This is a genomic window from Microbispora sp. H10670 (assembly GCF_014161385.1).
Lineage (GTDB): Bacteria > Actinomycetota > Actinomycetes > Streptosporangiales > Streptosporangiaceae > Microbispora > Microbispora triticiradicis.
Genome location: NZ_JABBWW010000021.1, coordinates 46,724 through 66,287, shown reverse-complemented (window position 1 = coordinate 66,287; position 19,564 = coordinate 46,724). Strand labels below are relative to the sequence as shown.

Sequence of the window (19,564 nt, the reverse complement as noted above, 5' to 3'; positions counted from 1 at the left end):
GGACGGTCGTCCAGCCGATCGTCCAGACGGTCGTCCGAGCCGTCGTCCGATGCGGGCCTACTGCTCGCCCGCCGCGGCCACCTTGTCCACCAGGTGCGCGGGCAGCGGCTCGTACCGCAGGAAGGAGCGGGTGAACGTGCCCGTCCCGTGGGACAGCGAGCGCAGGTCGACGGCGTACCGGGTGATCTCCAGCTGCGGGACCTCGGCGCGCACCAGCGTGCGGCCCGTGCCGACCGGCTCGGTGCCGAGCACCCTGCCCCGGCGTGAGGACAGGTCGGACATCACGGCGCCGACGTAGTCGTCGGGCACCAGCACCGCGACCTCGTCCACGGGTTCGAGCAGGTGCGTGGCCACCTTCGCCGCGGCCTCCTTGAGCGCGAGCTGACCGGCGATCTGGAAGGCCATGTCGGAGGAGTCCACCGAGTGGGCCTTGCCGTCGTAGAGCGTGACGCGGATGTCGACCATCGGGTAGCCGGCGACGACCCCCCGTTCCATCTGCGCGCGCACGCCCTTCTCGACCGACGGGATGAACTGCCGCGGGACCACCCCGCCCACGATCTTGTCGACGAACTCGAACCCGCCGCCCGACGGCAGCGGCTCGACCTCGATGTGGCAGATGGCGTACTGCCCGTGGCCGCCGGTCTGCTTGACGTTGCGCCCCATGGCCTGCGCCCGGCCGCCGAACGTCTCCCGCAGCGGCACGCGCAGGCCGACCTTCTCGACCTCCACGCCGTGCCGCTTGGCCAGGCGGTCGAGCAGGACGTCGGAGTGCGCCTCGCCCATGCACCACAGCACGAGCTGGCGGGTCTCGGCGTTGTTCTCCAGCCGCAGTGTCGGGTCCTCGGCGACGAGGCGGCCGAGGGCCTGGCTCAGCTTGTCCTCGTCGGCCTTCGACCGCGCCCTGATCGCGACCGGCAGCAGCGGGTCGGGCATGGTCCACGCCTCGACCAGCAGCGGCTCGTCCTTGGCGGAGAGCGTGTCGCCGGTCTCGGTGCGCGACAGCTTGGCGACCGCGCAGACGTCCCCGGCGACGCACTTGCCCACGGTCCGCTGCAGTTTGCCGAGAGGCGAGGACAGCGCGCCCACCCGCTCGTCGACGTCGTGGTCCTCGTGACCCCGGTCGGCCAGGCCGTGACCGGAGACGTGCACCGTCATGTCGGGCCGCAGCGTGCCGGAGAAGACCCGGACCAGGCTGATCCGCCCGACGTACGGGTCGCTGGTCGTTTTGACGACCTCCGCCACCAGCGGGCCGTCCGGGTCGGCGGTGATCTCCTTGCACGGCTTGCCGTCGATCGCGGTGATGTGCGGCAGCGGGTGTTCCAGGGGCGAGGGGAAGCCCTGTGTGACGATCTCCAGGAGCTCCAGCGTGCCGACGCCGGGCGCGGTGGCGAGCACCGGGTAGAAGCTGCCCCGGGCCACCGCCTTCTCCAGGTCGTCGATGAGCACCTTGGTGTCGATCGTCTCCCCGGAGAGGTAGCGGTCCATGAGGGACTCGTCCTCGCTCTCCTGGATGATCCCCTCGATGAGGTCGCCGCGGTACTGCTCGATGAGCGCGAGCTGGTCCGGGTCCGGCTCCCGCTCCGACCTGCGGCCGCCGCCGTAGTCGAACAGCCGCTGCGACAGCAGGCCGAGCAGGCCGGTGCCGTCCACCGGCAGGTAGAGCGGCGCCACGCCGTCGCCGAACGAGTCCTGGCAGGTGGCGAGGACGTCGTCGAAGGCGGCCCGCTGGTGGTCGATCTTGCTGATCACCACCGCGCGCGGCATGCCGACGAGCGCGCACTCGTCCCAGATCATCCGGGTGAGCCCGTCGACGCCCTCGACGGCCGAGACCACGAACAGCGCGGCGTCCGCGGCACGCAGCCCGGCCCGCAGGTCGCCGACGAAGTCCGCGTACCCCGGGGTGTCCAGAAAGTTGATCTTGATGCCGTTGTGGACGACCGGGGCGACCGACAGGTTCACCGAGCGCTGCTGGCGCACCTCCACCTCGTCGAAGTCGCTGACCGTGGTGCCGTCCTCGACCCGGCCGGGACGCTGCACGGTGCCCGTCTCCGCGAGCAGCGCCTCGATCAGGGTCGTCTTCCCGGCTCCGGAATGGCCGACCAGCACGACATTGCGCACCATGTCCGGCCGATCGGCCACGGGTGCCCTGCCCGCGGCCCCTGTTGTCGCGCCGGTTGATCTTTCGGCCACATCGCCTCCCGAATCTCGGAGCGGCGGAGAGGGGGCGCACGGACGCGCCCCGCGCCGGCCGCTCGTGCCGTCGCTTCCCGCGCCCGGGGCCCGCCCTCTCACGACCACACGACGGGGTTCACCTCCGCGTCATCTCCGTGCGGTCCTGCGGGCGCGTGCTCTTCACCCTTTACCCATGTGGCGCATATCACAAGACTTTTCGGCGAATGTGCTTGCGAGGTGCGGCGGCCCTGGATGGCCTACGATCGGACGGCGATGTTGAACATCCTGCGCCCCGCCGTCACCCGAGTCATGACCCCCCTGGGACGGGCCCTCGCCCGCCGCGGGATCTCGCCCGATGTGATCACCACGGTCGGCACGCTCGGAGTGGTGGCCTCGGCCCTCGTCTTCTACCCGTCCGGACATCTGTTCGCGGGATCAGCCGTCATCACGTTCTTCGTGCTCGCCGACGCCCTTGACGGGGTGCTCGCCCGGATGACGGGCAAGGGGAGCACGTGGGGTGCCTTCCTCGACTCCACGCTCGACCGCCTCGGTGACGCCTCGATCTTCTCCGGGCTGATCCTCTACTTCGTCCTCGAGGACGAGCCCGAGATCGTCCTCGCGGCCGTCGCGCTCTTCTGCCTGGTCGCGGGAGCATTGGTCTCCTACGCGAAGGCCAGGGCCGAAGGGCTCGGCATGACCGCGAACGTGGGCATCGCCGAGCGGGGGGAGCGCCTGGTGGTCGTGCTCGTCGCGGCCGGGCTCTCCGGCCTCGGCGTGCCGTACATCCTGGCGGCCGGGCTCTGGCTGCTCGCCGCGGCCAGCGCCGTCACGGTCGTCCAGCGGATGGTGCGCGTCTACAGACAGGCGGTGGACAGATGAGCGACACGGGCGGCCCGCCCGGCCCGCCCCGGCGGCCCCCGCGGCCCCACGGGACGCCGCTCGCCGACCGGGCGGTCGCGGCCGCGTACGCCGCCGGCTGGGCCGTGGTGCGCCACGTGCCGGAGCGGGCGGCCGCCTGGTTCTTCCGGACGATCGCCGACCGGCTGTGGCGCAGGCGCGGCCGGTCCGTGCGCCGCCTGGAGGCCAACCTGGCCCGGGTCGTCGGCGCGGACTCAGCGGACCCCGCCGTACGGGACCTGAGCCGGGCGGGCATGCGCTCCTACTTCAGGTACTGGATGGAGTCGTTCCGCTTCACCGCCTACACCCGGGAGCGGATCCTCGAACGCACCCGGTTCACCGGTGCCGAGGGCATCTTCGACAACCTCGCCCGGGGCAGGGGAGTGGTGGTCGCACTGCCCCACATGGGCAACTACGACCTCGCCGGGGCCTGGCTGGTGCACATGGGCCACCCCTTCACCACCGTGGCCGAGCGGCTGAAGCCCGAGTCGCTGTTCGAGCGGTTCGTGGCCTACCGCGAGAGCCTCGGCATGGAGGTGCTGCCGCTCACCGCGAAGGGCGGCGGCAGCGCCATGGCGTTCGGCACGCTCGCCAAGCGCCTGCGCGAGGGCCGCCCCGTCTGCCTGCCCGCCGAGCGCGACCTGACCGAACGCGGGATCGAGGTCGAGTTCTTCGGCGCGCGCACCCGGATGGTCGCCGGGCCCGCGCTGCTGGCCGTCCAGACCGGCGCCGCGCTGCTGCCGGCCGTGCTGTGGTTCGAGGAGGACGGCTGGGGCATCCGGGTGCACGACGAGGTCCCGGTGCCGGCCGAGGGGACCCGGCAGGAGAAGGTCGTGGTCATGACCCAGGCACTGGCGGCGGTCTTCGAGAAGGGGATCGCCGAGCACCCGGAGGACTGGCACATGCTCCAGCGCGTCTGGCTCGACGACGTCGAACCCCCCGCCGGGGCCGGGTCGTGAAGGTCGGGATCGTCTGCCCGTACACCTGGGAGGTTCCCGGGGGCGTGCAGGCGCACATCAGGGACCTCGCCGAGGCGCTGATCGAGGACGGGCACGAGGTGTCCGTCATCGCGCCCGCCGCCGACGACGCCGAACTGCCGGCGTACGTGACCTCGGCCGGCCGCGCCGTGCCCGTGCCGTACAACGGCTCGGTGGCCCGCCTCGCGTTCGGCTTCCTGTCGGCGAACCGGGTGCGCAAGTGGATCAGGGAGGGCGGGTTCGACGTGCTGCACGTGCACGAGCCCGCCGTGCCGTCGCTCGGGGTGCTCGCCTGCTGGGTCGCCAAGGGGCCGATCGTGGCGACGTTCCACGCCTCCTACGAGCGCTCGCGGGCGATGTCCGTGGCCGCGCCGATGCTGCAGAGCGCGCTGGAGAAGATCACGGGCAGGATCGCGGTCTCCGACGCGGCCCGCAAGACGCTGGTCGAGCACCTCGGCGGCGACGCGGTGCTGATCCCGAACGGCGTGACCGTGCGCAGGTACGCCGAGGGCGAGCCGCTGCCGGGCTGGGGCCCCGATGGCAACGTGATCGGGTTCCTCGGGCGGATGGACGAGCCGCGCAAGGGCCTGCCCGTGCTGCTGGAGGCGTTCGCCACGCTCGCCGCCGAGCGGCCCGCGCTGCGGCTGCTGGTCGCCGGCCCGGGGGACGCCGACGACGTGCTCGGCCGGGTGCCCAAGCCGTACCGCGACCGGGTCGGGCTGCTCGGCATGGTCAGCGAGGCCGACAAGGTGCGCGCCTACCACTCCGTCGACGTCTTCTGCGCGCCCAACCTGGGCGGCGAGAGCTTCGGCATCGTGCTCACCGAGGCCATGTCGGCCGGCGCGCCGATCCTCGCCAGCGACATCCCCGCCTTCCGGCGCGTGCTGGGCGAGGGGCAGGCCGGGGCGCTGTTCGCCACCGGAGACCCCGCCGCCCTCGCCCGGGAGGCCGCCCGGCTGCTGGACGACCCCGGGCGGCGGGCCAAGCTCTCCGACGAGGCCCGCCAGGCGGTGTGGAAGTACGACTGGTCGACGGTCGCGCGGGAGGTCGTCCGCGTGTACGAGACCGTCGCCCACGCGGAGGCGGGAGTAGTGGAGGACGCGCTGCCGTGACGTCGACCCTGATCATCGTGGTGGCCGTGGCCCTCGTGGCCGTCGTGCTGTTCGCCGTCTACGTCTCCTGGCGGGCCGGACGGCTCGACCGGCTGCACATCCGGCTGGAGACCGCGCAGGCCGCCCTCGACGCCGCGCTGCTGCGCCGCGCGGCGGTCTGCCTGGAACTGGCCGGCTCGCGCATCCTCGACCCCGCCACCTCCCTGGTGCTCGCCGCGGCCGCCCACGAGGCCCGTACGGCCGGGCCGGACGAGCGCGAGCACGCCGAGAGCGACCTGTCGCGGGCCCTGCGCGTGGTCGCCGACCAGGAGCGGTTCCGCGAGAGGCTGGCGGAGCACCCCACCGGGGAGGCGCTGCTGGAGGAACTGGACTCGGCGGTCGCCAAGGTCGTCTACTCGCGCCGGTTCTACAACAACGCCGCCGCGGTCACCCGTACGGCGCAGCGGCGCTGGCTGGCCCGCGCGCTGCACCTCGCCGGGCACACCGACCCGCCCCGGTTCTTCGACATCGACGACGAGCCCCCGGAAGCCCTGATGGCCGCATAGTCGCTATTTGACGGGCATTAGGGGTATTCCCGGTAAGCTCATGCCGTTTCATTGCCATGCTGGGCGACGGTCCGCGTGCCGGTCGCGTCATGCCCGGTGACGGGGGCTCTCCACCGGGAGGAGCGGGACGGTGCGGGCAGGGATCGGCTTCACACTGGCCATGGCGGTCGTCCTCACCGGAGCCGCGTGCTCGGGTGACGACAGGCCCGCCGCCCAGTCGGAAGGGGCCGCGAGCCCGGTGGCCTCGCCGTCGCCGACCGCCCCTCCGGAACACCCCTTCACCGGGCGCCCGGTCGGCTCCCGCAGGCCGGTCCTCGCCGTGAAGATCGAGAACACCCACGCGGGCAAGCCGCAGATCGGCCTGCGCAGCGCCGACGTCGTCTACGTCGAGCAGGTCGAGGGCGGGCTCACCCGGCTCATGGCGATCTTCTCCTCCAAGCTTCCCGCGCAGGTGGGGCCGGTCCGCAGCGCCCGGATCTCCGACCTGCACATCCTGCCGATGTTCGGCAAGCCCGCCCTCGCCTACTCCGGCGTGCAGACGAAGATGATCCCCTTCGTCCAGAAGGCGTCGCTGTTCGACGTGTCCGACAGCCGCGCCCCTGGCGCGTACGTCCGCGCGCCGGGCCGGGTCGCGCCGTACAACCTGGTCGGCAGCCCCAGGAAGCTGCTGGCCAAGGCGCCGCAGGCGAGCAAGGCGAAGGACATCGGGTTCGTCTTCTCCGACGAGCCGCCCGCCGGGGGCACGCCGCAGAAGACCGTCAACGTGCGCTACCCGGCCGCCCGCTTCGCCTTCACCTGGTCCGAGGCCCAGAAGCGCTGGCTGGTCACGCAGGACGGCGAGAAGGACATGGCCGCCGAGGGCGGCCAGCAGGGCGCGCCCACGATCGTCGTGCAGTGGGTGAAGACCGACCGCTCGGAGTTCCACGACTTCACCGGGAGCTACACCCCGCTCGTGCACACCGTCGGCAAGGGCACCGGCGTGGTGCTGCGGGACGGCCAGGCGTACCGGGTCAAGTGGTCACGCGCCTCGGAGAAGGAGGGCACCGTCTACACCATGGCCGACGGGAAGCCGATGCCGTTCGCCCGGGGCCAGGTCTGGGTGGTGCTCGCGTCGCGCAAGCCCGTCGCCCCATGAGCTCGCGGCCGTGCCCGCGTGGCCGCGCCCGGGGTTCGACCTGACGGACAAACGGCGTGATCGGTTTCGACACGTGGGCACTGCGGTCGCGGGAGCGGCCAGCACCTACCATGGAGAGGAATCCGTAGGCCCGCCGTCGTGAGGTAGCACCGTGTCCAGCAGCGCCCCCGAAGTCAACGAGACCGCCGCCGTCGGCACCGCCCGCGTGAAGCGGGGCATGGCCGAGATGCTCAAGGGCGGGGTCATCATGGACGTCGTCACCCCCGAGCAGGCCAAGATCGCCGAGGACGCCGGCGCCGTCGCCGTCATGGCGCTGGAGCGCGTCCCCGCCGACATCCGCGCCCAGGGCGGGGTGTCCAGGATGAGCGATCCCGACATGATCGAGGGCATCGTCAACACCGTGTCCATCCCCGTGATGGCCAAGGCCAGGATCGGCCACTTCGTCGAGGCCCAGGTGCTCCAGGCGCTGGGCGTCGACTACGTCGACGAGTCCGAGGTGCTGACCCCCGCGGACTTCGCCAACCACATCGACAAGTGGCAGTTCACCGTGCCCTTCGTCTGCGGGGCCACCAACCTGGGCGAGGCGCTGCGCCGCATCACCGAGGGCGCCGCGATGATCCGCTCCAAGGGCGAGGCCGGGACCGGCGACGTGTCCAACGCCACCACCCACATGCGCAAGATCCGGGGCGAGATCAAGCGCCTCACCTCGCTGCCCGAAGACGAGCTGTTCGTCGCCGCCAAGGAGCTCCAGGCGCCGTACGAGCTGGTGGCCGAGGTCGCGAAGACCGGCAAGCTGCCGGTGGTGCTGTTCACCGCGGGCGGCATCGCCACCCCCGCCGACGCCGCGATGATGATGCAGCTCGGCGCCGAGGGCGTGTTCGTCGGGTCGGGCATCTTCAAGTCCGGCGACCCCGCCAAGCGGGCCGCCGCCATCGTCAAGGCCACCACCTTCTACGACGACCCCGACGTGATCGCCAAGGTCTCCCGTGGCCTCGGCGAGGCGATGGTCGGCATCAACGTCGACGACATCCCGGTGCCGCACCGCCTCGCCGAGCGCGGCTGGTAGGCGTCGCCGGCAGGCACGGCGTTTCCCGAAAAGGCAAAAGAGGGTCCCGGCGGCGGCGTGTCGGCCGCGGGGGACCGGCGGTGAGGCGATTCGCTCGGCTGGGACGTCCCGGCCGGGCGTTTTCGCTGTGTGCCGGCGACCGTGCGGTCGCCGATCCGCGTGGCGGGAGATCCGGGTGCCCGGAATCCGCAATGGCCGCTGATCCGGGTGTCCGGCGCCGGGTGTCCAGCGCCGGGCGGCAGGGCGCCGACGTCGCCGGGTCGTCACCTGTCACGCCGATCTGCACCACGTCGATCGCCTGGCCACGGGCGTCCCACCCGCTGATCGTCCCAGGGAGCCCAGTTGCCCGGCCTCGATCGTCGTGCCTTCCTCGTCACCGGACTCGCCGCAGCCGCCGCCGCGATCCCCGGGCCCGTCTCGGCGGCTTCATCCCCTGTGCCCCCTCCGTCCCCGATGCCCGGGGCGGGGGCCGCGCGCGGCCTGTGCTCCGACCCGTTCACGCTCGGCGTGGCCTCGGGCGACCCCGACGACGCGGGTTTCGTGATCTGGACCCGGCTCGCCCCGCGGCCGCTCGCCGAGGACGGCCTCGGCGGCATGCCGCCGGTCGTCGTCCCCGTGGAGTGGCAGGTCTACGACGACGAGTGCTGCCGCCGGATCGTACGGGCGGGCGTGGCCGATGCGAGCCCCGAGTGGGGGCACAGCGTCCACGTCGAGGTCGGCCACCTGGCGCCCGGCAGGGAGTACTGGTACCGCTTCCGCGCGGGGCCGTACCTCTCGCCGGCCGGCCGGGCGCTGACCGCCCCGCACCCCGCGTCGTTCGGCGGGCCGCTGACGATGGCGTTCGTCTCGTGCGCCCAGTACGAGCACGGCTACTTCACCGCCTACCGCCGCCTCGCCGAGGACCACCCCGACCTGGTCCTCCACCTGGGCGACTACCAGTACGAGTACGCCCGGGACACCTACGTCGCCCCCAGCGGCAACGTGCGCGACCACGAGGGGCCGGAGACGGTGACACTGGCGGACTACCGCCGGCGGCACGCGCAGTACAAGACCGACCCCGACCTGCGGGCGGCCCACGCCGCCGCGCCGTGGCTGGTCGTCTTCGACGACCACGAGGTGGACAACAACTGGGCCGGGGAGACGCCGGCGCACCCGGACGAGGGGCCCGCCTTCCGGCGGCGCCGGGAGGCCGCGTTCCGCGCCTACTACGAGAACATGCCGCTGCGCCGCACCTCGATCCCGTGCGGTGCCGGCCTGCGGCTCTACCGGAGGGTCGAATGGGGCAGGATGGCGAGCTTCCACCTGCTCGACACCCGGCAGTACCGCGACGACCAGGCCTGCGGCGACGGCTACAAGGACTGCCCCGAGGCGGCCGACCCCGCGCGGTCGATCCTCGGCGCCGAGCAGGAGGCCTGGCTGCTCGACGGCTTCCGGCGCTCGCGGGCGCGGTGGGACGTCATCGGCCAGCAGGTGTTCTTCGCCCGGCGCGACAGCGACGCCGGGCCCGGCACGCGCACCAGTCAGGACGCCTGGGACGGGTACGCGGCCTCGCGCCGGCGCGTCACGCAGGGCTGGATGGACGCCGGCGTGCGCAACCCCGTCGTGCTCACCGGCGACGTGCACGCGCACTGGGCGAGCGACCTGAAGCTGGACTACGACGACCCGGCCGGGCCCACGGTCGGCTCCGAGCTCGTCACGACCTCCGTCAGCACCACCGGCGACGGGGCCGACTCCGACCCGGCCGACCACCCCTTCCTGCGGATCAACCCGCACCTGAGGTTCTACAACAACCAGCGGGGCTACGTCCTGACCCGCGTCGGGCGGGAGGCGATGACCGCGGACTTCAAGGTGGTGCCCCGGGTCAGCGTCCCCGGCGCGGAGGCCTGCACCAGGGCCACCTTCGTCGTCGAGGACCGGGTGCCCGGGGTCCGGCAGGCCTACCTGCGCCCGTACTCGCCGCCGATCGCGGCCCGGACGGCGGACGTCACGGCCGAGGACACGATCCGGCAGGAGACCGAGCGCCCCTGAGCGGCGAGGCCGTACGGCGGTGTCCTCCCGGGCGTGCTCCCGGGCGTCCGCCTCGGCTCCTCGGGAGACGTCCTCGCGCGGAGGGCCCTCCGGCGGGCGTCCTCGCCGAGACGCCGCCCGCGTCGTTCCCCGGCGGCGTTATCGTCACCTGCTATGACGACCGACGACACCGGGCGGCTCGCGGAGCATCTGTCGCGTGAGCTGCGTCACCTCGTGATGCTGCTGCGCCGTACGACGGCCGGGCAGCCGGTCACGGCTCAGCAGTACTCCGTGCTCGGCTCGCTGGAGGAGGCGCCCCGCCGGATGACCGAGCTGGCCGAGGAGCACGGAGTGCAGCTCCCGACGATGAGCGTGCAGGTCAACCGCCTGGAGGAGGCCGGCCTGGTGGCGCGGGGCACCGACGCCTCCGACGCCCGGGTCCGCACCGTCGAGCTCACCGACGAGGGCCGCGACCGCCTGCGGGCCGTACGGCGGGCGCGTATCGCGTATCTTTCCCGCAGACTCGGCGCGCTGACCCCCGAGGAGCGCTCGGCCATCGAGAGCGCCCTGCCCGCCCTGGCCAAGCTAGGTCGTGTCTGACAGATCACGGCCCTGCTGCGCGTGACCCAGGCGGCGCCTCGCTGCGTTGTCGTCGTCGCCCATAGCTCCGCTATGGCCTCCTCCTCCGCCTTGCGATGCATCCACCTGGATCCACGCTCGCGACGGGCAGCATCTGTCGGACACTCCCTGGGACGGACATGACCGCGTTTTGGGCGGGGGAGGCCGGGGCCATACCCTGAACGGGTCACCACAGGAGGGGAAACCGTGACGTCCGCACCGAAGATCGGCGTGCTCGCCCTGCAGGGCGACGTGCGCGAGCACGTCCGCGCACTGGAGGAGTCGGGGGCGGCCGCGGTCCCGGTGCGCCGCCCGGGGGAGCTCGCCGCGGTGGACGCGCTGGTCGTCCCGGGCGGGGAGTCGACCACGATGTGGAAGCTCGCCGTCACCTTCGAGATGCTCGACCCGATCCGGATGCGGATCAAGGAGGGCATGCCCGCCTACGGGTCCTGCGCCGGGATGATCATGCTGGCCGACCGGATCGAGGGCGGCGTCGAGGGCCAGGAGACGCTCGGCGGCATCGACATGGTGGTCCGCCGCAACGCCTTCGGCCGCCAGGTCGACTCCTTCGAGGCCGATCTCGACTTCGCCGGGCGCGGGGAGATCAGGGCCGTGTTCATCCGCGCGCCCTGGGTCGAGTCGGTGGGGCCGGATGTCGAGGTGCTGGGCCGGACCGCGGCTGGGGATAGGATCGTCGCGGTCCGACAGGGACCGCTGCTCGCGACGTCCTTCCACCCGGAGCTGACCGGCGACGCGCGCGTGCACTCGTATTTTGTCGAAATGGTGAGGGAGTTCTAGGCGATGTCCGGCCACTCCAAATGGGCGACGACGAAGCACAAGAAGGCGGCGCTGGACTCCAAGCGCGGCAAGCTGTTCGCCAAGCTCATCAAGAACGTCGAGGTCGCGGCCAGGACCGGCGGGCCCGATCCGGACGGCAACCCCACGCTGTACGACGCCATCACCAAGGCCAGGAAGAACTCGGTCCCGATCGACAACATCGAGCGGGCCCGCAAGCGCGGCGGCGGCCTGGAGGCCGGTGGAGCCGACTGGCAGACCATCATGTACGAGGGCTACGCCCCGGGCGGTGTCGCGGTCCTCATCGAGTGCCTCACCGACAACCGCAACCGCGCGGCGTCCGAGGTGCGTGTGGCGCTGACCCGCAACGGCGGCTCGCTCGCCGACCCGGGCTCGGTGTCGTACATGTTCAACCGCAAGGGCGTCGTGCTCGTCCCCAAGGGGTCGCTGAGCGAGGACGACGTGCTCATGGCCGTCCTCGACGCGGGCGCCGAGGAGGTCAACGACCTCGGTGACAACTTCGAGGTGGTCTCCGAGGCCTCCGACCTGATCCCCGTGCGCAAGGCGCTGCAGGACGCCGGCATCGACTACGAGTCGGCCGAGATGAGCTTCATGCCGACCCTCAACGTCCCGCTGGACGAGGACGGCGCCCGCAAGGTCTTCAAGCTCATCGACGCGCTGGAGGACAGCGACGACGTGCAGAACGTCTGGGCGAACTTCGACGTCAGCGACGACGTCATGGAGAAGCTGGACGTCTGACCCGGCCCGCCGCACCGGGGTACGCGTGATCGGGGCCGCCGGGCCGGGGCCGGCGGAAAACCGCTGGCCCGCCCCACCGGGATCGGCATAGTTTGGCGCGTCGTGGAAATCCGCGATCTGACCGCCGCCGACCTGGACGCCGTGCTCGACGACCGGAGGCGCGCCTTCGGCCCGCTGTCCGCCGAAGGCGAGCGGACCTGGCGTGAGCTGGTCGCCCCGATGCTGCCGGAGGGCCGTTACCTTGGCGCGTTCGACGGGCCGAGGCTCGTCGGCGCGGCCAGGATCAACCCGTACCTCCAGTGGTGGCACGGCCGGCCCTTGTCGATGGGCGGCGTGTCCAGCGTGACCGTCTCACCCGAGGACCGCGGCAGGGGAGTGGGCCGCGCGCTCGTGGAGGCGGCCGTGGACCGCTGTGCCGCGCTCGGCCACGTGGTGTCGGCGCTCTACCCGGCGACCACCCCGCTGTACCGGAGCGTGGGCTTCGAGCACGCGGGCGGCATGACGAGGATCACGCTGCCCGCGGAGGCGCTGCGCACGCTCGGCCGCACCGGCGGTCAGGGTGGCTCCGGCGGTCAGGGCGGCGCGGCGGGGCTGCGCCGCGCGGGCCCGGACGACGCGGCCGAACTGGTGGCCCTGATCGGCGGGGTCCACGCCGCCACCCGCGCGAGCGGCCCGCTGTGCTACGACGAGCGCACCTGGCGGCTGTGGCTCGCCGACGAGGACGACTACTGCTACCTCGCCGGCGACGGGTTCGTCGTCTACCGCTTCAGCGACGGCGACATCGAGGTCGACAACCTGGTGGCGGGGTCGGAGGCGACGGCCAGGGCGCTGTGGTCGCTGGTCGGCAGCGCCTCGTCCGTCGCGAAGTCGGTGCACGCCTGCGTCGACCCGGCCGACCCCGTGCTCTGGTTGCTGCGCGAGCGGTCGGACGACGACGTCACGGTGCGCCGGTGGATGCTCCGGCTGATCGACCTGCCCGCCGCGGTCGCGGGACGCGGCTTCCCCGCCGGGGTCTCGATGGAGACCGTCGTCGAGGTGACCGACCTGCGGCGTCCCGGCAACTCGGGAGCGTGGACGCTCAGCGTGGCGGGCGGCTCCGGCTCCGTGACGCCGTCGCGTACGCCGCCGGGAGCCGGGCCGGGCACGGGGACGGGCGAGGCGACGCGGCTGACGATCGGCGGCGCGTCCGCGCTCTTCGCCGGGGTGCCCACGGCCACGCTGCGGCGCTCGGGCAGGCTGACCGGCGGTTCCCCGGAGATCGACGACGCGCTGGACGCCGCCTTCGCCTGCGCCGCCTACATGATCGACGCGTTCTGACGCCGCGTCGCGGCCCCCGCGCCGCCGGTGATCGCGGTAGAGTGACCGACCGAACTGATGTTCGGCGGAGAGGCGAGCCGGTGCGATTGCCCCACGTGCGGGTGATGGGGGTGGACCCGGGGCTGACGCGATGCGGCCTCGGCGCCGTGGAGGGCAGGCCCGGCGCGCCGCTGAGCCTGGTGTCGGTCGGGGTCGTGCGGACTCCGGCCGACGACGACATCGGCGCCCGGCTGGTCGCCATCGAGGCCGAGATCGAGCGGTGGCTCGACGAGCTGAAGCCGGACGCGGTCGCGGTCGAGCGGGTGTTCGCCCAGCACAACGTGCGCACGGTCATGGGGACGGCGCAGGCGTCGGCCGTCGCGATCGTCTGCGCGGCCCGGCGCGGGCTGCCGGTCGCCCTGCACACGCCGAGCGAGGTCAAGGCCGCGATCACGGGCCACGGCAACGCCGACAAGAAGCAGGTCGGCACCATGGTCACCCGGCTGCTGCGGCTCGACGCCATGCCGAAGCCCGCGGACGCGGCCGACGCGCTCGCCCTGGCCATCTGCCACGTCTGGCGCGGCGGTGTGCAGCACCGCCTGGCCGACGCCCTGGCCCGCGCCCGCTCCGCCCCGCGACCTGCCCCCGTACGCCGGGAGGACGCGTGACCCCGTACGCGGCCCCCAGGGGCTCTGGTAGGACTGGGAGGCCCGGTGCGGTCGCGGCCGGGCGTCCGGTCCGGGGAGGGAGCACGCGGTGATCGCATCCGTTGCGGGGCAGGTGACGGCGGTGGGCGCCGACAGCGCCGTGGTCGAGGTGGGCGGGGTCGGAGTGCTCGTCCACTGCGCGCCGGGGACCCTGGCCGGGCTGCGCGCCGGCGAGCCCGCCCGGCTGTCCACCTCGCTCGTGGTGCGTGAGGACTCGCTCACGTTGTACGGCTTCGCCTCCGACGACGAGCGCGCCGTCTTCGAGCTGCTGCAGACGGCCAGCGGGGTCGGCCCGCGCCTCGCCCTCGCCATGCTCGCCGTGCACGCGCCCAACGCGCTGCGGATGGCCGTCGCGAGCGCCGATCTCAAGGCCCTGACGATGGTGCCCGGGATCGGGCAGAAGGGCGCGCAGCGGATCGTGCTCGAACTGAAGGACAGGCTCGGCGCGCCCGCGCAGGCCGTCGACGCGGCGCTGAACGGCGGCGCCCGCCCCGCGTGGCGCGACCAGGTGCATTCCGGCCTGGTCGGGCTCGGCTACTCGGCCAGGGACGCCGACGAGGCGGTCGCGGCCGTGGCCCCGGAGGCCGACGCGGAGGTCGCGGCCGGTCGCGCCCCGCAGGTGGCCGCGTTGCTGAAGTCGGCCCTGCGCGCCCTGAGCGTCCGGTGAGCATCGGCGGTCACGGGGGAGGCGGGCCCGATACGGCGACGGGTCCGGCAGCGGGTCTGCCGGCCGGACTCGGGAGGCGGGTTCGGAGGGCGCCGGGCGGGCCGGCCGGGCCGGGTGGTTCGCGAGGGCCGGGCGGTTCGATGAAAGATTCACCGGGAAGCGGATGGTTCCCGGCAGGCCGAGCGGATGGTGCCGAGTGAGTGTGGAGCGGGATCTCGTGTCGCCCGAGCCCGAGGGCGACGAGCGGGCGATCGAGGCCGCGCTGCGTCCGAGGCGCCTCGACGAGTTCATCGGGCAGGGCCGCGTGCGCGAGCAGCTCTCGCTGGTCCTGGAGAGCGCGCTGCGTCGCAACCGGCCGCCCGACCACGTGCTGATGAGCGGCGGCCCGGGGCTGGGCAAGACCACGCTCGCCATGATCATCGCAGCGGAGCTGGGCGCTCCGCTGCGGATGACCTCCGGCCCCGCGCTGGAGCGCGCGGGCGACCTCGCCGCGATCCTGTCCACCCTGACGGAGGGCGAGGTCCTGTTCATCGACGAGATCCACCGGATGGCCCGGCCCGCCGAGGAGATGCTCTACCTCGCGATGGAGGACTTCCGGGTCGACATCGTCGTCGGCAAGGGCCCCGGCGCCACCTCGATCCCCCTCGACATCGCCCCGTTCACGCTGGTGGGGGCCACCACCCGGGCGGGCCTGCTGCCCGCGCCGCTGCGCGACAGGTTCGGCTTCACCGCCCACATGGACTTCTACGAGGTGGGGGAGCTGGAGCGGGTGCTGCGGCGCTCCGCCCGCCTGCTGTCGGTGGAGCTGCCCGACGACAGCGCCCTGGAGATCGCCCGCCGCTCGCGCGGCACGCCCCGGATCGCCAACCGCCTGCTCAGGCGGGTGCGCGACTTCGCCGAGGTCCGCGCGGAGGGCGTGGTGACCAGGGAGATCGCGGCGGCGGCGCTGAACCTCTACGAGGTGGACGCGGAGGGGCTCGACCGGCTCGACCGGGCGGTGCTCGACGCGCTGCTGCGCAAGTTCGGCGGCGGCCCGGTGGGCCTGTCGACGCTCGCGGTCGCGGTGGGGGAGGAGCCGGAGACCGTCGAGGTCGTGGCCGAGCCCTTCCTCGTGCGGCAGGGCCTGCTGGCCCGGACCCCGCGCGGCCGGGTCGCCACCGCCTCCGCGTGGGCGCACCTCGGTCTGACACCGCCTCCTGACAGCTTCGGGTCGCCCGCGGCGCCCACGCTCTTCGAGGGCTGATCTCCCTCGCTGTGGAGCGCCCTCCAGACCCCCAGCTGGAAGCGGAAACCGGGGCAAAGAGGTAACAGACCGATTGCGAAGCCCATGAAACGGGAACTTTCCTGCTCGCCGAGCCGTGGGTTCGTTGCCGGGCTTCGGCGGGCTCGCATACACTGCGTGGCTTGACTGGCCGCTCACGCCGGCGCGAGCAGCGCCGCGGTGGCCCGCGTGTCGCAGCGCACCAGACCTCCGGCGTCAGGCCGGTTCATCACGTTACGGAAGGGTGGCCCCCGTGGGTAACAACCCGCTTGGGACGTTCCTGCCACTGATCTTGCTGGTAGTGGTTTTCTACTTCCTGTTGATCCGCCCGCAGCGCAAGCGGCAGCAGGAGCAGGTCCAGATGCAGAACTCCCTCACCCCGGGCGTCCGGGTCATGACCACGACAGGCCTGTTCGCGACGGTCGTCGCCCTTGAGGACGACGACGTCGTGCTGGAGCTCGCGCCGGGCGTCGAGACCCGCTGGGTCAAGGCGGCGATCGGCCGGGTGCTCACTCCGGTGGACGACGTGACCGACGTGGAGACCGAGGAGACCGTGACCGGCGGTCCCGACACGGGGAACGGCGACGATACGAGCACCAAGCAGTCCTGAGTAGGCTGATCGCAACCTTTCGACGAAAGAACTGACCTCCAGTGGCCCCACCGACCAGTAGCCAGAGCAAGCCGGGACGCACACTCCTGCTGCTCCTTGTGCTCATCCTTGTCATGGGCGCGACGGTCGCCCTCCAGAAGGCGTTCGTCCCCAAGTTCGGCCTTGACCTCGCGGGCGGCACCACCGTGACGCTCTCGCCGGTGACGGCGAACGGGAAGGCTCCCTCGCAGGAGAGCCTCGACCGCGCCGTGACGATCATCCGGCAGCGCGTCAACGGCACCGGCATCTCCGACGCCCAGGTCGCGAAGTCGAACGACAACATCGTGATCCAGATCCCGGGCGCGGGCCGGGACGAGGCGCTCAAGCTGGTGTCCACCACGGCCGAACTGCGCATGCGGCAGGTGCTCGCGGTGGCCGCGGCCAAGGCGCCTCCGGTCCAGGTGTCCACCGCCGCGCCGACTCCGGGCGGCTCGGCCGCGGCGACGCCGGCGGCCTCTCCCGGCGTGGCCTCGACGGCCAAGGCCAGCGCGGCCCCGAGCGGGAACGCCACGCCGGCGGGCCGGGCGCTGTCGAAGGCGCTGACCGCGCCGACGCCGGAGCCGAGCACGAGCAAGCGGGCCACGACGTCAGGCGGCCGGGCCGCGAAGGCCTCTCCCTCGGCCTCCGCCGCGCCGTCGTCGAGCGCCGCCCCCGAGGACACGAGCGACCCGCTGGCGGGCCAGGACACGAGCGGCATCGACCAGGCGCTGCTCGCCGAGTTCCGCAAGATCGACTGCAGCGCGAAGGACCGCGGCCAGGGCGCCATCGACGACCCGAACAAGCAGATCGTCGCCTGCAGCGACGACGGCTCGGCCCGCTACATCCTGGACAAGGCCGCCGTTCAGGGCACCGAGATCAGCGGCGCCCAGGCAGGCACGGACCCCACCACCGGTGAGTGGATCGTTCAGGTGAACTTCAAGTCGAAGGGCGCCACGCAGTTCGCCGACATCACCCGGCGCATCACCAGCCTGCCGGCCCCGCGCAACCAGCTCGCCAACGTGCTGGACGGCGTCGTCATCGTCGCACCGACGATCGAGGAGGCCATCCCCGGCGGCAGCGCCCGCATCTCCGGCAGCTTCACCCAGGTGACCGCCACCGACCTGGCCGACCAGCTCAAGTACGGCGCGCTGCCGCTGAAGTTCCAGCAGAGCTCGGTCGTGTCGGTCTCCTCGACCCTCGGCCAGGACCAGCTCCACGGCGGCCTCATCTCCGGCGCCATCGGACTGATCATCGTCATGCTCTACCTGCTGCTCTACTACCGCGGCCTCGGGCTCATCGGCATGGCCAGCCTGTGCGTGGCGGCGATCGTCACGTTCCTGACCGTCGACGTCCTGAGCCACAACGCGGGCTTCCGGCTCTCGCTGCCGCACATCATCGGCCTCGTGGTCTCCATCGGCATCACGGCCGACTCGTTCATCGTCTACTTCGAGCGGATCCGGGACGAGATCAAGGAAGGCCGCCGTACGCTGCGCTCGGCGGTGGAGGTGGCCTGGCGGCGCGCCCGGCGCACCATCCTGGTGGCCGACGCCGTCATGTTCATCGCCGCGGTGGTGCTCTACTTCCTCGCGGTGGGCGACGTGGCCGGCTTCGCGTTCGCGATGGGCCTGACGACGCTCATCGACATCGTGGTCGTGTTCCTCTTCACCAAGCCGCTGATGTCCCTCGTGGCGCGGATGCGGTTCTTCGCCAAGGGCCACAAGCTGTCCGGACTCGACGCGGAGCGCATGGGCCGCACCGGCCGCGCCGAGCAGACCCTGCAGGAGGCGTGATGCCGGGAGTGATCAGCCGCCTCTACCGCGGCGACATCGACATCGACTTCGTCGGCAAGCGCAAGACCTGGTACGGCCTTTCGGCACTCCTGCTGGCCCTGTCGATCCTGGGCCTCATCGTCAACCAGGGGCTGAACCTGGGCGTGGAGTTCCGCGGCGGCTCGGTCTTCGACTTCGCCCGCACGCCCGGCTCCAGCATCGAGCAGGTCCGGGAGACGGTCGCGGAGGCCGGGCCCCACCAGGTCATCGTCCAGCAGGCCGGTCCGAACTGGCGGGTCACCACCGAGAGCCTCAAGGCCGAGGAGGTGACCAAGGTCCAGCAGACGGTCTCCCAGAAGTACGGCGTCCCGGAGAGCCAGGTCAGCTCGCAGGTAATCGGCGCGACCTGGGGTGGCGAGGTCTCCCAGAAGGCCTGGATCGGCCTCGCGGTCTTCATGATCGCGATCATGCTGTACCTGTCCGTGGCGTTCGAGTGGCGGATGGCCCTCGCGGCGATCGTCGCCCTCGTCCACGACCTCGTCATCACGGCGGGCGTCTACGCCTGGTCGGGCTTCGAGGTCACGCCGGCGACCATGCTCGGCTTCCTCACCATCCTCGGTTACTCGCTGTACGACGCGGTCGTCGTCTTCGACATGATCAAGGAGGTCACGGGCAAGCTCGGCACGAGCGCGAAGATGACCTACACGCAGGCCGCCAACAACGCGCTCAGCCACACGCTGATCCGGTCGCTGAACACCTCGCTGGTCGCGATCCTGCCGGTGGCGGCGATCCTGTTCATCGGCACCACGCTGCTCGGCGCGGGCACGCTGAAGGACCTGTCGCTGGCCCTGTTCGTCGGCATGATCGTCGGCACCTACTCCTCCCTGTGCGTGGCGACGCCGATCCTGGTCACGCTCAAGGAGCGGGAGCCCAAGTGGCAGGCGCTCGCCCGGCGGGTGCACGCCAAGGAGGTCTCCACCGCCAAGGCCACCCGTACGGTCAAGGAGCCGGTCTCGGCGGGCTCGCAGGGCACGACCCCGCCCGACGACAAGCGCAAGAAGCGCTGAGCGCGTCGCGCACACCACGGAGGCGCCCCCGGAACCCGCTCGGGTTCTGGGGGCGCCTTCACGTGTGCCCGGGCCCTCCCGCGACG

Annotated in this window: 18 protein-coding genes; 17 read left to right on the top strand and 1 reads right to left on the bottom strand. The window is 72.4% G+C overall.

The window, feature by feature from the left end; translation table 11 throughout:
* Positions 1–57: 57 nt before the first annotated feature.
* Positions 58–2,190, bottom strand: coding sequence for an elongation factor G-like protein EF-G2 (locus tag HHX33_RS25800; protein WP_182876859.1), 2,133 nt, complete (start codon positions 2,188–2,190; stop codon positions 58–60).
* A gap of 255 nt (positions 2,191–2,445) precedes the next feature.
* Here HHX33_RS25800 and pgsA point away from each other — a divergent pair, with 255 nt between their 5' ends.
* From pgsA to secF, 17 genes are all read left to right on the top strand, one after another.
* On the top strand, positions 2,446–3,051 hold the full coding sequence (gene pgsA / locus HHX33_RS25795; protein ID WP_182876858.1) for a phosphatidylinositol phosphate synthase: 606 nt from the start codon (positions 2,446–2,448) through the stop codon (positions 3,049–3,051).
* Complete coding sequence (locus tag HHX33_RS25790) at positions 3,048–4,028, top strand: phosphatidylinositol mannoside acyltransferase (protein WP_182876857.1); 981 nt, start codon at positions 3,048–3,050, stop codon at positions 4,026–4,028. The genes pgsA and HHX33_RS25790 overlap by 4 nt, the downstream gene beginning before the upstream one ends.
* Positions 4,025–5,158: a glycosyltransferase family 4 protein gene (locus HHX33_RS25785; protein ID WP_182876856.1), complete on the top strand. Its 1,134-nt coding sequence runs from the start codon at positions 4,025–4,027 to the stop codon at positions 5,156–5,158. Before HHX33_RS25790 ends, HHX33_RS25785 begins: the two co-directional genes overlap by 4 nt.
* The gene (locus HHX33_RS25780; RefSeq protein ID WP_182876855.1) at positions 5,155–5,703 is read left to right on the top strand and encodes a hypothetical protein; all 549 of its coding nucleotides are present in this window, start codon (positions 5,155–5,157) and stop codon (positions 5,701–5,703) included. The genes HHX33_RS25785 and HHX33_RS25780 overlap by 4 nt, the downstream gene beginning before the upstream one ends.
* Positions 5,704–5,833: 130 nt before the next feature.
* Positions 5,834–6,838 carry a DUF3048 domain-containing protein gene (locus tag HHX33_RS25775; protein WP_117408947.1) on the top strand — a complete coding sequence of 335 codons (1,005 nt, stop codon included), beginning with the start codon at positions 5,834–5,836 and terminating at the stop codon, positions 6,836–6,838.
* Between the two features lie 151 nt (positions 6,839–6,989).
* Positions 6,990–7,904, top strand: a complete 915-nt coding sequence (gene pdxS / locus HHX33_RS25770) for a pyridoxal 5'-phosphate synthase lyase subunit PdxS (protein ID WP_117408946.1) — start codon at positions 6,990–6,992, stop codon at positions 7,902–7,904.
* Between the two features lie 453 nt (positions 7,905–8,357).
* Positions 8,358–9,932, top strand: coding sequence for an alkaline phosphatase D family protein (locus tag HHX33_RS25765; RefSeq protein ID WP_259402856.1), 1,575 nt, complete (start codon positions 8,358–8,360; stop codon positions 9,930–9,932).
* Between the two features lie 153 nt (positions 9,933–10,085).
* Complete coding sequence (locus HHX33_RS25760; RefSeq protein ID WP_182876853.1) at positions 10,086–10,511, top strand: MarR family winged helix-turn-helix transcriptional regulator; 426 nt, start codon at positions 10,086–10,088, stop codon at positions 10,509–10,511.
* 225 nt (positions 10,512–10,736) lie between these two features.
* Positions 10,737–11,327, top strand: coding sequence for a pyridoxal 5'-phosphate synthase glutaminase subunit PdxT (gene pdxT, locus HHX33_RS25755; protein ID WP_182876852.1), 591 nt, complete (start codon positions 10,737–10,739; stop codon positions 11,325–11,327).
* A 3-nt stretch (positions 11,328–11,330) separates the two neighbouring features.
* A complete protein-coding gene (locus tag HHX33_RS25750; protein WP_117408942.1) occupies positions 11,331–12,083 on the top strand; it encodes a YebC/PmpR family DNA-binding transcriptional regulator in 753 nt (250 codons plus the stop codon).
* Positions 12,084–12,185: 102 nt separating this feature from the next.
* Positions 12,186–13,400 carry a GNAT family N-acetyltransferase gene (gene eis, locus HHX33_RS25745; protein WP_182876851.1) on the top strand — a complete coding sequence of 405 codons (1,215 nt, stop codon included), beginning with the start codon at positions 12,186–12,188 and terminating at the stop codon, positions 13,398–13,400.
* Positions 13,401–13,495: 95 nt separating this feature from the next.
* Entirely contained in the window at positions 13,496–14,047 is a 552-nt protein-coding gene (gene ruvC / locus HHX33_RS25740; protein WP_138460278.1) for a crossover junction endodeoxyribonuclease RuvC, read from the top strand.
* Between the two features lie 88 nt (positions 14,048–14,135).
* Positions 14,136–14,753: a Holliday junction branch migration protein RuvA gene (gene ruvA / locus HHX33_RS25735; RefSeq protein WP_117408939.1), complete on the top strand. Its 618-nt coding sequence runs from the start codon at positions 14,136–14,138 to the stop codon at positions 14,751–14,753.
* A gap of 163 nt (positions 14,754–14,916) precedes the next feature.
* On the top strand, positions 14,917–15,996 hold the full coding sequence (gene ruvB, locus HHX33_RS25730; protein WP_182876850.1) for a Holliday junction branch migration DNA helicase RuvB: 1,080 nt from the start codon (positions 14,917–14,919) through the stop codon (positions 15,994–15,996).
* A gap of 262 nt (positions 15,997–16,258) precedes the next feature.
* Positions 16,259–16,624 carry a preprotein translocase subunit YajC gene (gene yajC / locus HHX33_RS25725; protein WP_310741527.1) on the top strand — a complete coding sequence of 122 codons (366 nt, stop codon included), beginning with the start codon at positions 16,259–16,261 and terminating at the stop codon, positions 16,622–16,624.
* A gap of 98 nt (positions 16,625–16,722) precedes the next feature.
* Positions 16,723–18,432 carry a protein translocase subunit SecD gene (gene secD, locus HHX33_RS25720; protein WP_310741526.1) on the top strand — a complete coding sequence of 570 codons (1,710 nt, stop codon included), beginning with the start codon at positions 16,723–16,725 and terminating at the stop codon, positions 18,430–18,432.
* Positions 18,432–19,478, top strand: a complete 1,047-nt coding sequence (gene secF / locus HHX33_RS25715; protein ID WP_182876849.1) for a protein translocase subunit SecF — start codon at positions 18,432–18,434, stop codon at positions 19,476–19,478. The genes secD and secF overlap by 1 nt, the downstream gene beginning before the upstream one ends.
* Positions 19,479–19,564 lie beyond the last annotated feature (86 nt).

Bases quoted from the DNA above. Each gene is read 5' to 3' on its own strand.
- pgsA (WP_182876858.1), top strand. From the start codon at position 2,446: ATGTTGAACATCCTGCGCCCCGCCGTCACCCGAGTCATGACCCCCCTG.
- HHX33_RS25790 (WP_182876857.1), top strand. From the start codon at position 3,048: ATGAGCGACACGGGCGGCCCGCCCGGCCCGCCCCGGCGGCCCCCGCGG.
- HHX33_RS25765 (WP_259402856.1), top strand. From the start codon at position 8,358: ATGCCCGGGGCGGGGGCCGCGCGCGGCCTGTGCTCCGACCCGTTCACG.
- HHX33_RS25760 (WP_182876853.1), top strand. From the start codon at position 10,086: ATGACGACCGACGACACCGGGCGGCTCGCGGAGCATCTGTCGCGTGAG.
- HHX33_RS25750 (WP_117408942.1), top strand. From the start codon at position 11,331: ATGTCCGGCCACTCCAAATGGGCGACGACGAAGCACAAGAAGGCGGCG.
- ruvB (WP_182876850.1), top strand. From the start codon at position 14,917: ATGGTTCCCGGCAGGCCGAGCGGATGGTGCCGAGTGAGTGTGGAGCGG.
- secF (WP_182876849.1), top strand. From the start codon at position 18,432: ATGCCGGGAGTGATCAGCCGCCTCTACCGCGGCGACATCGACATCGAC.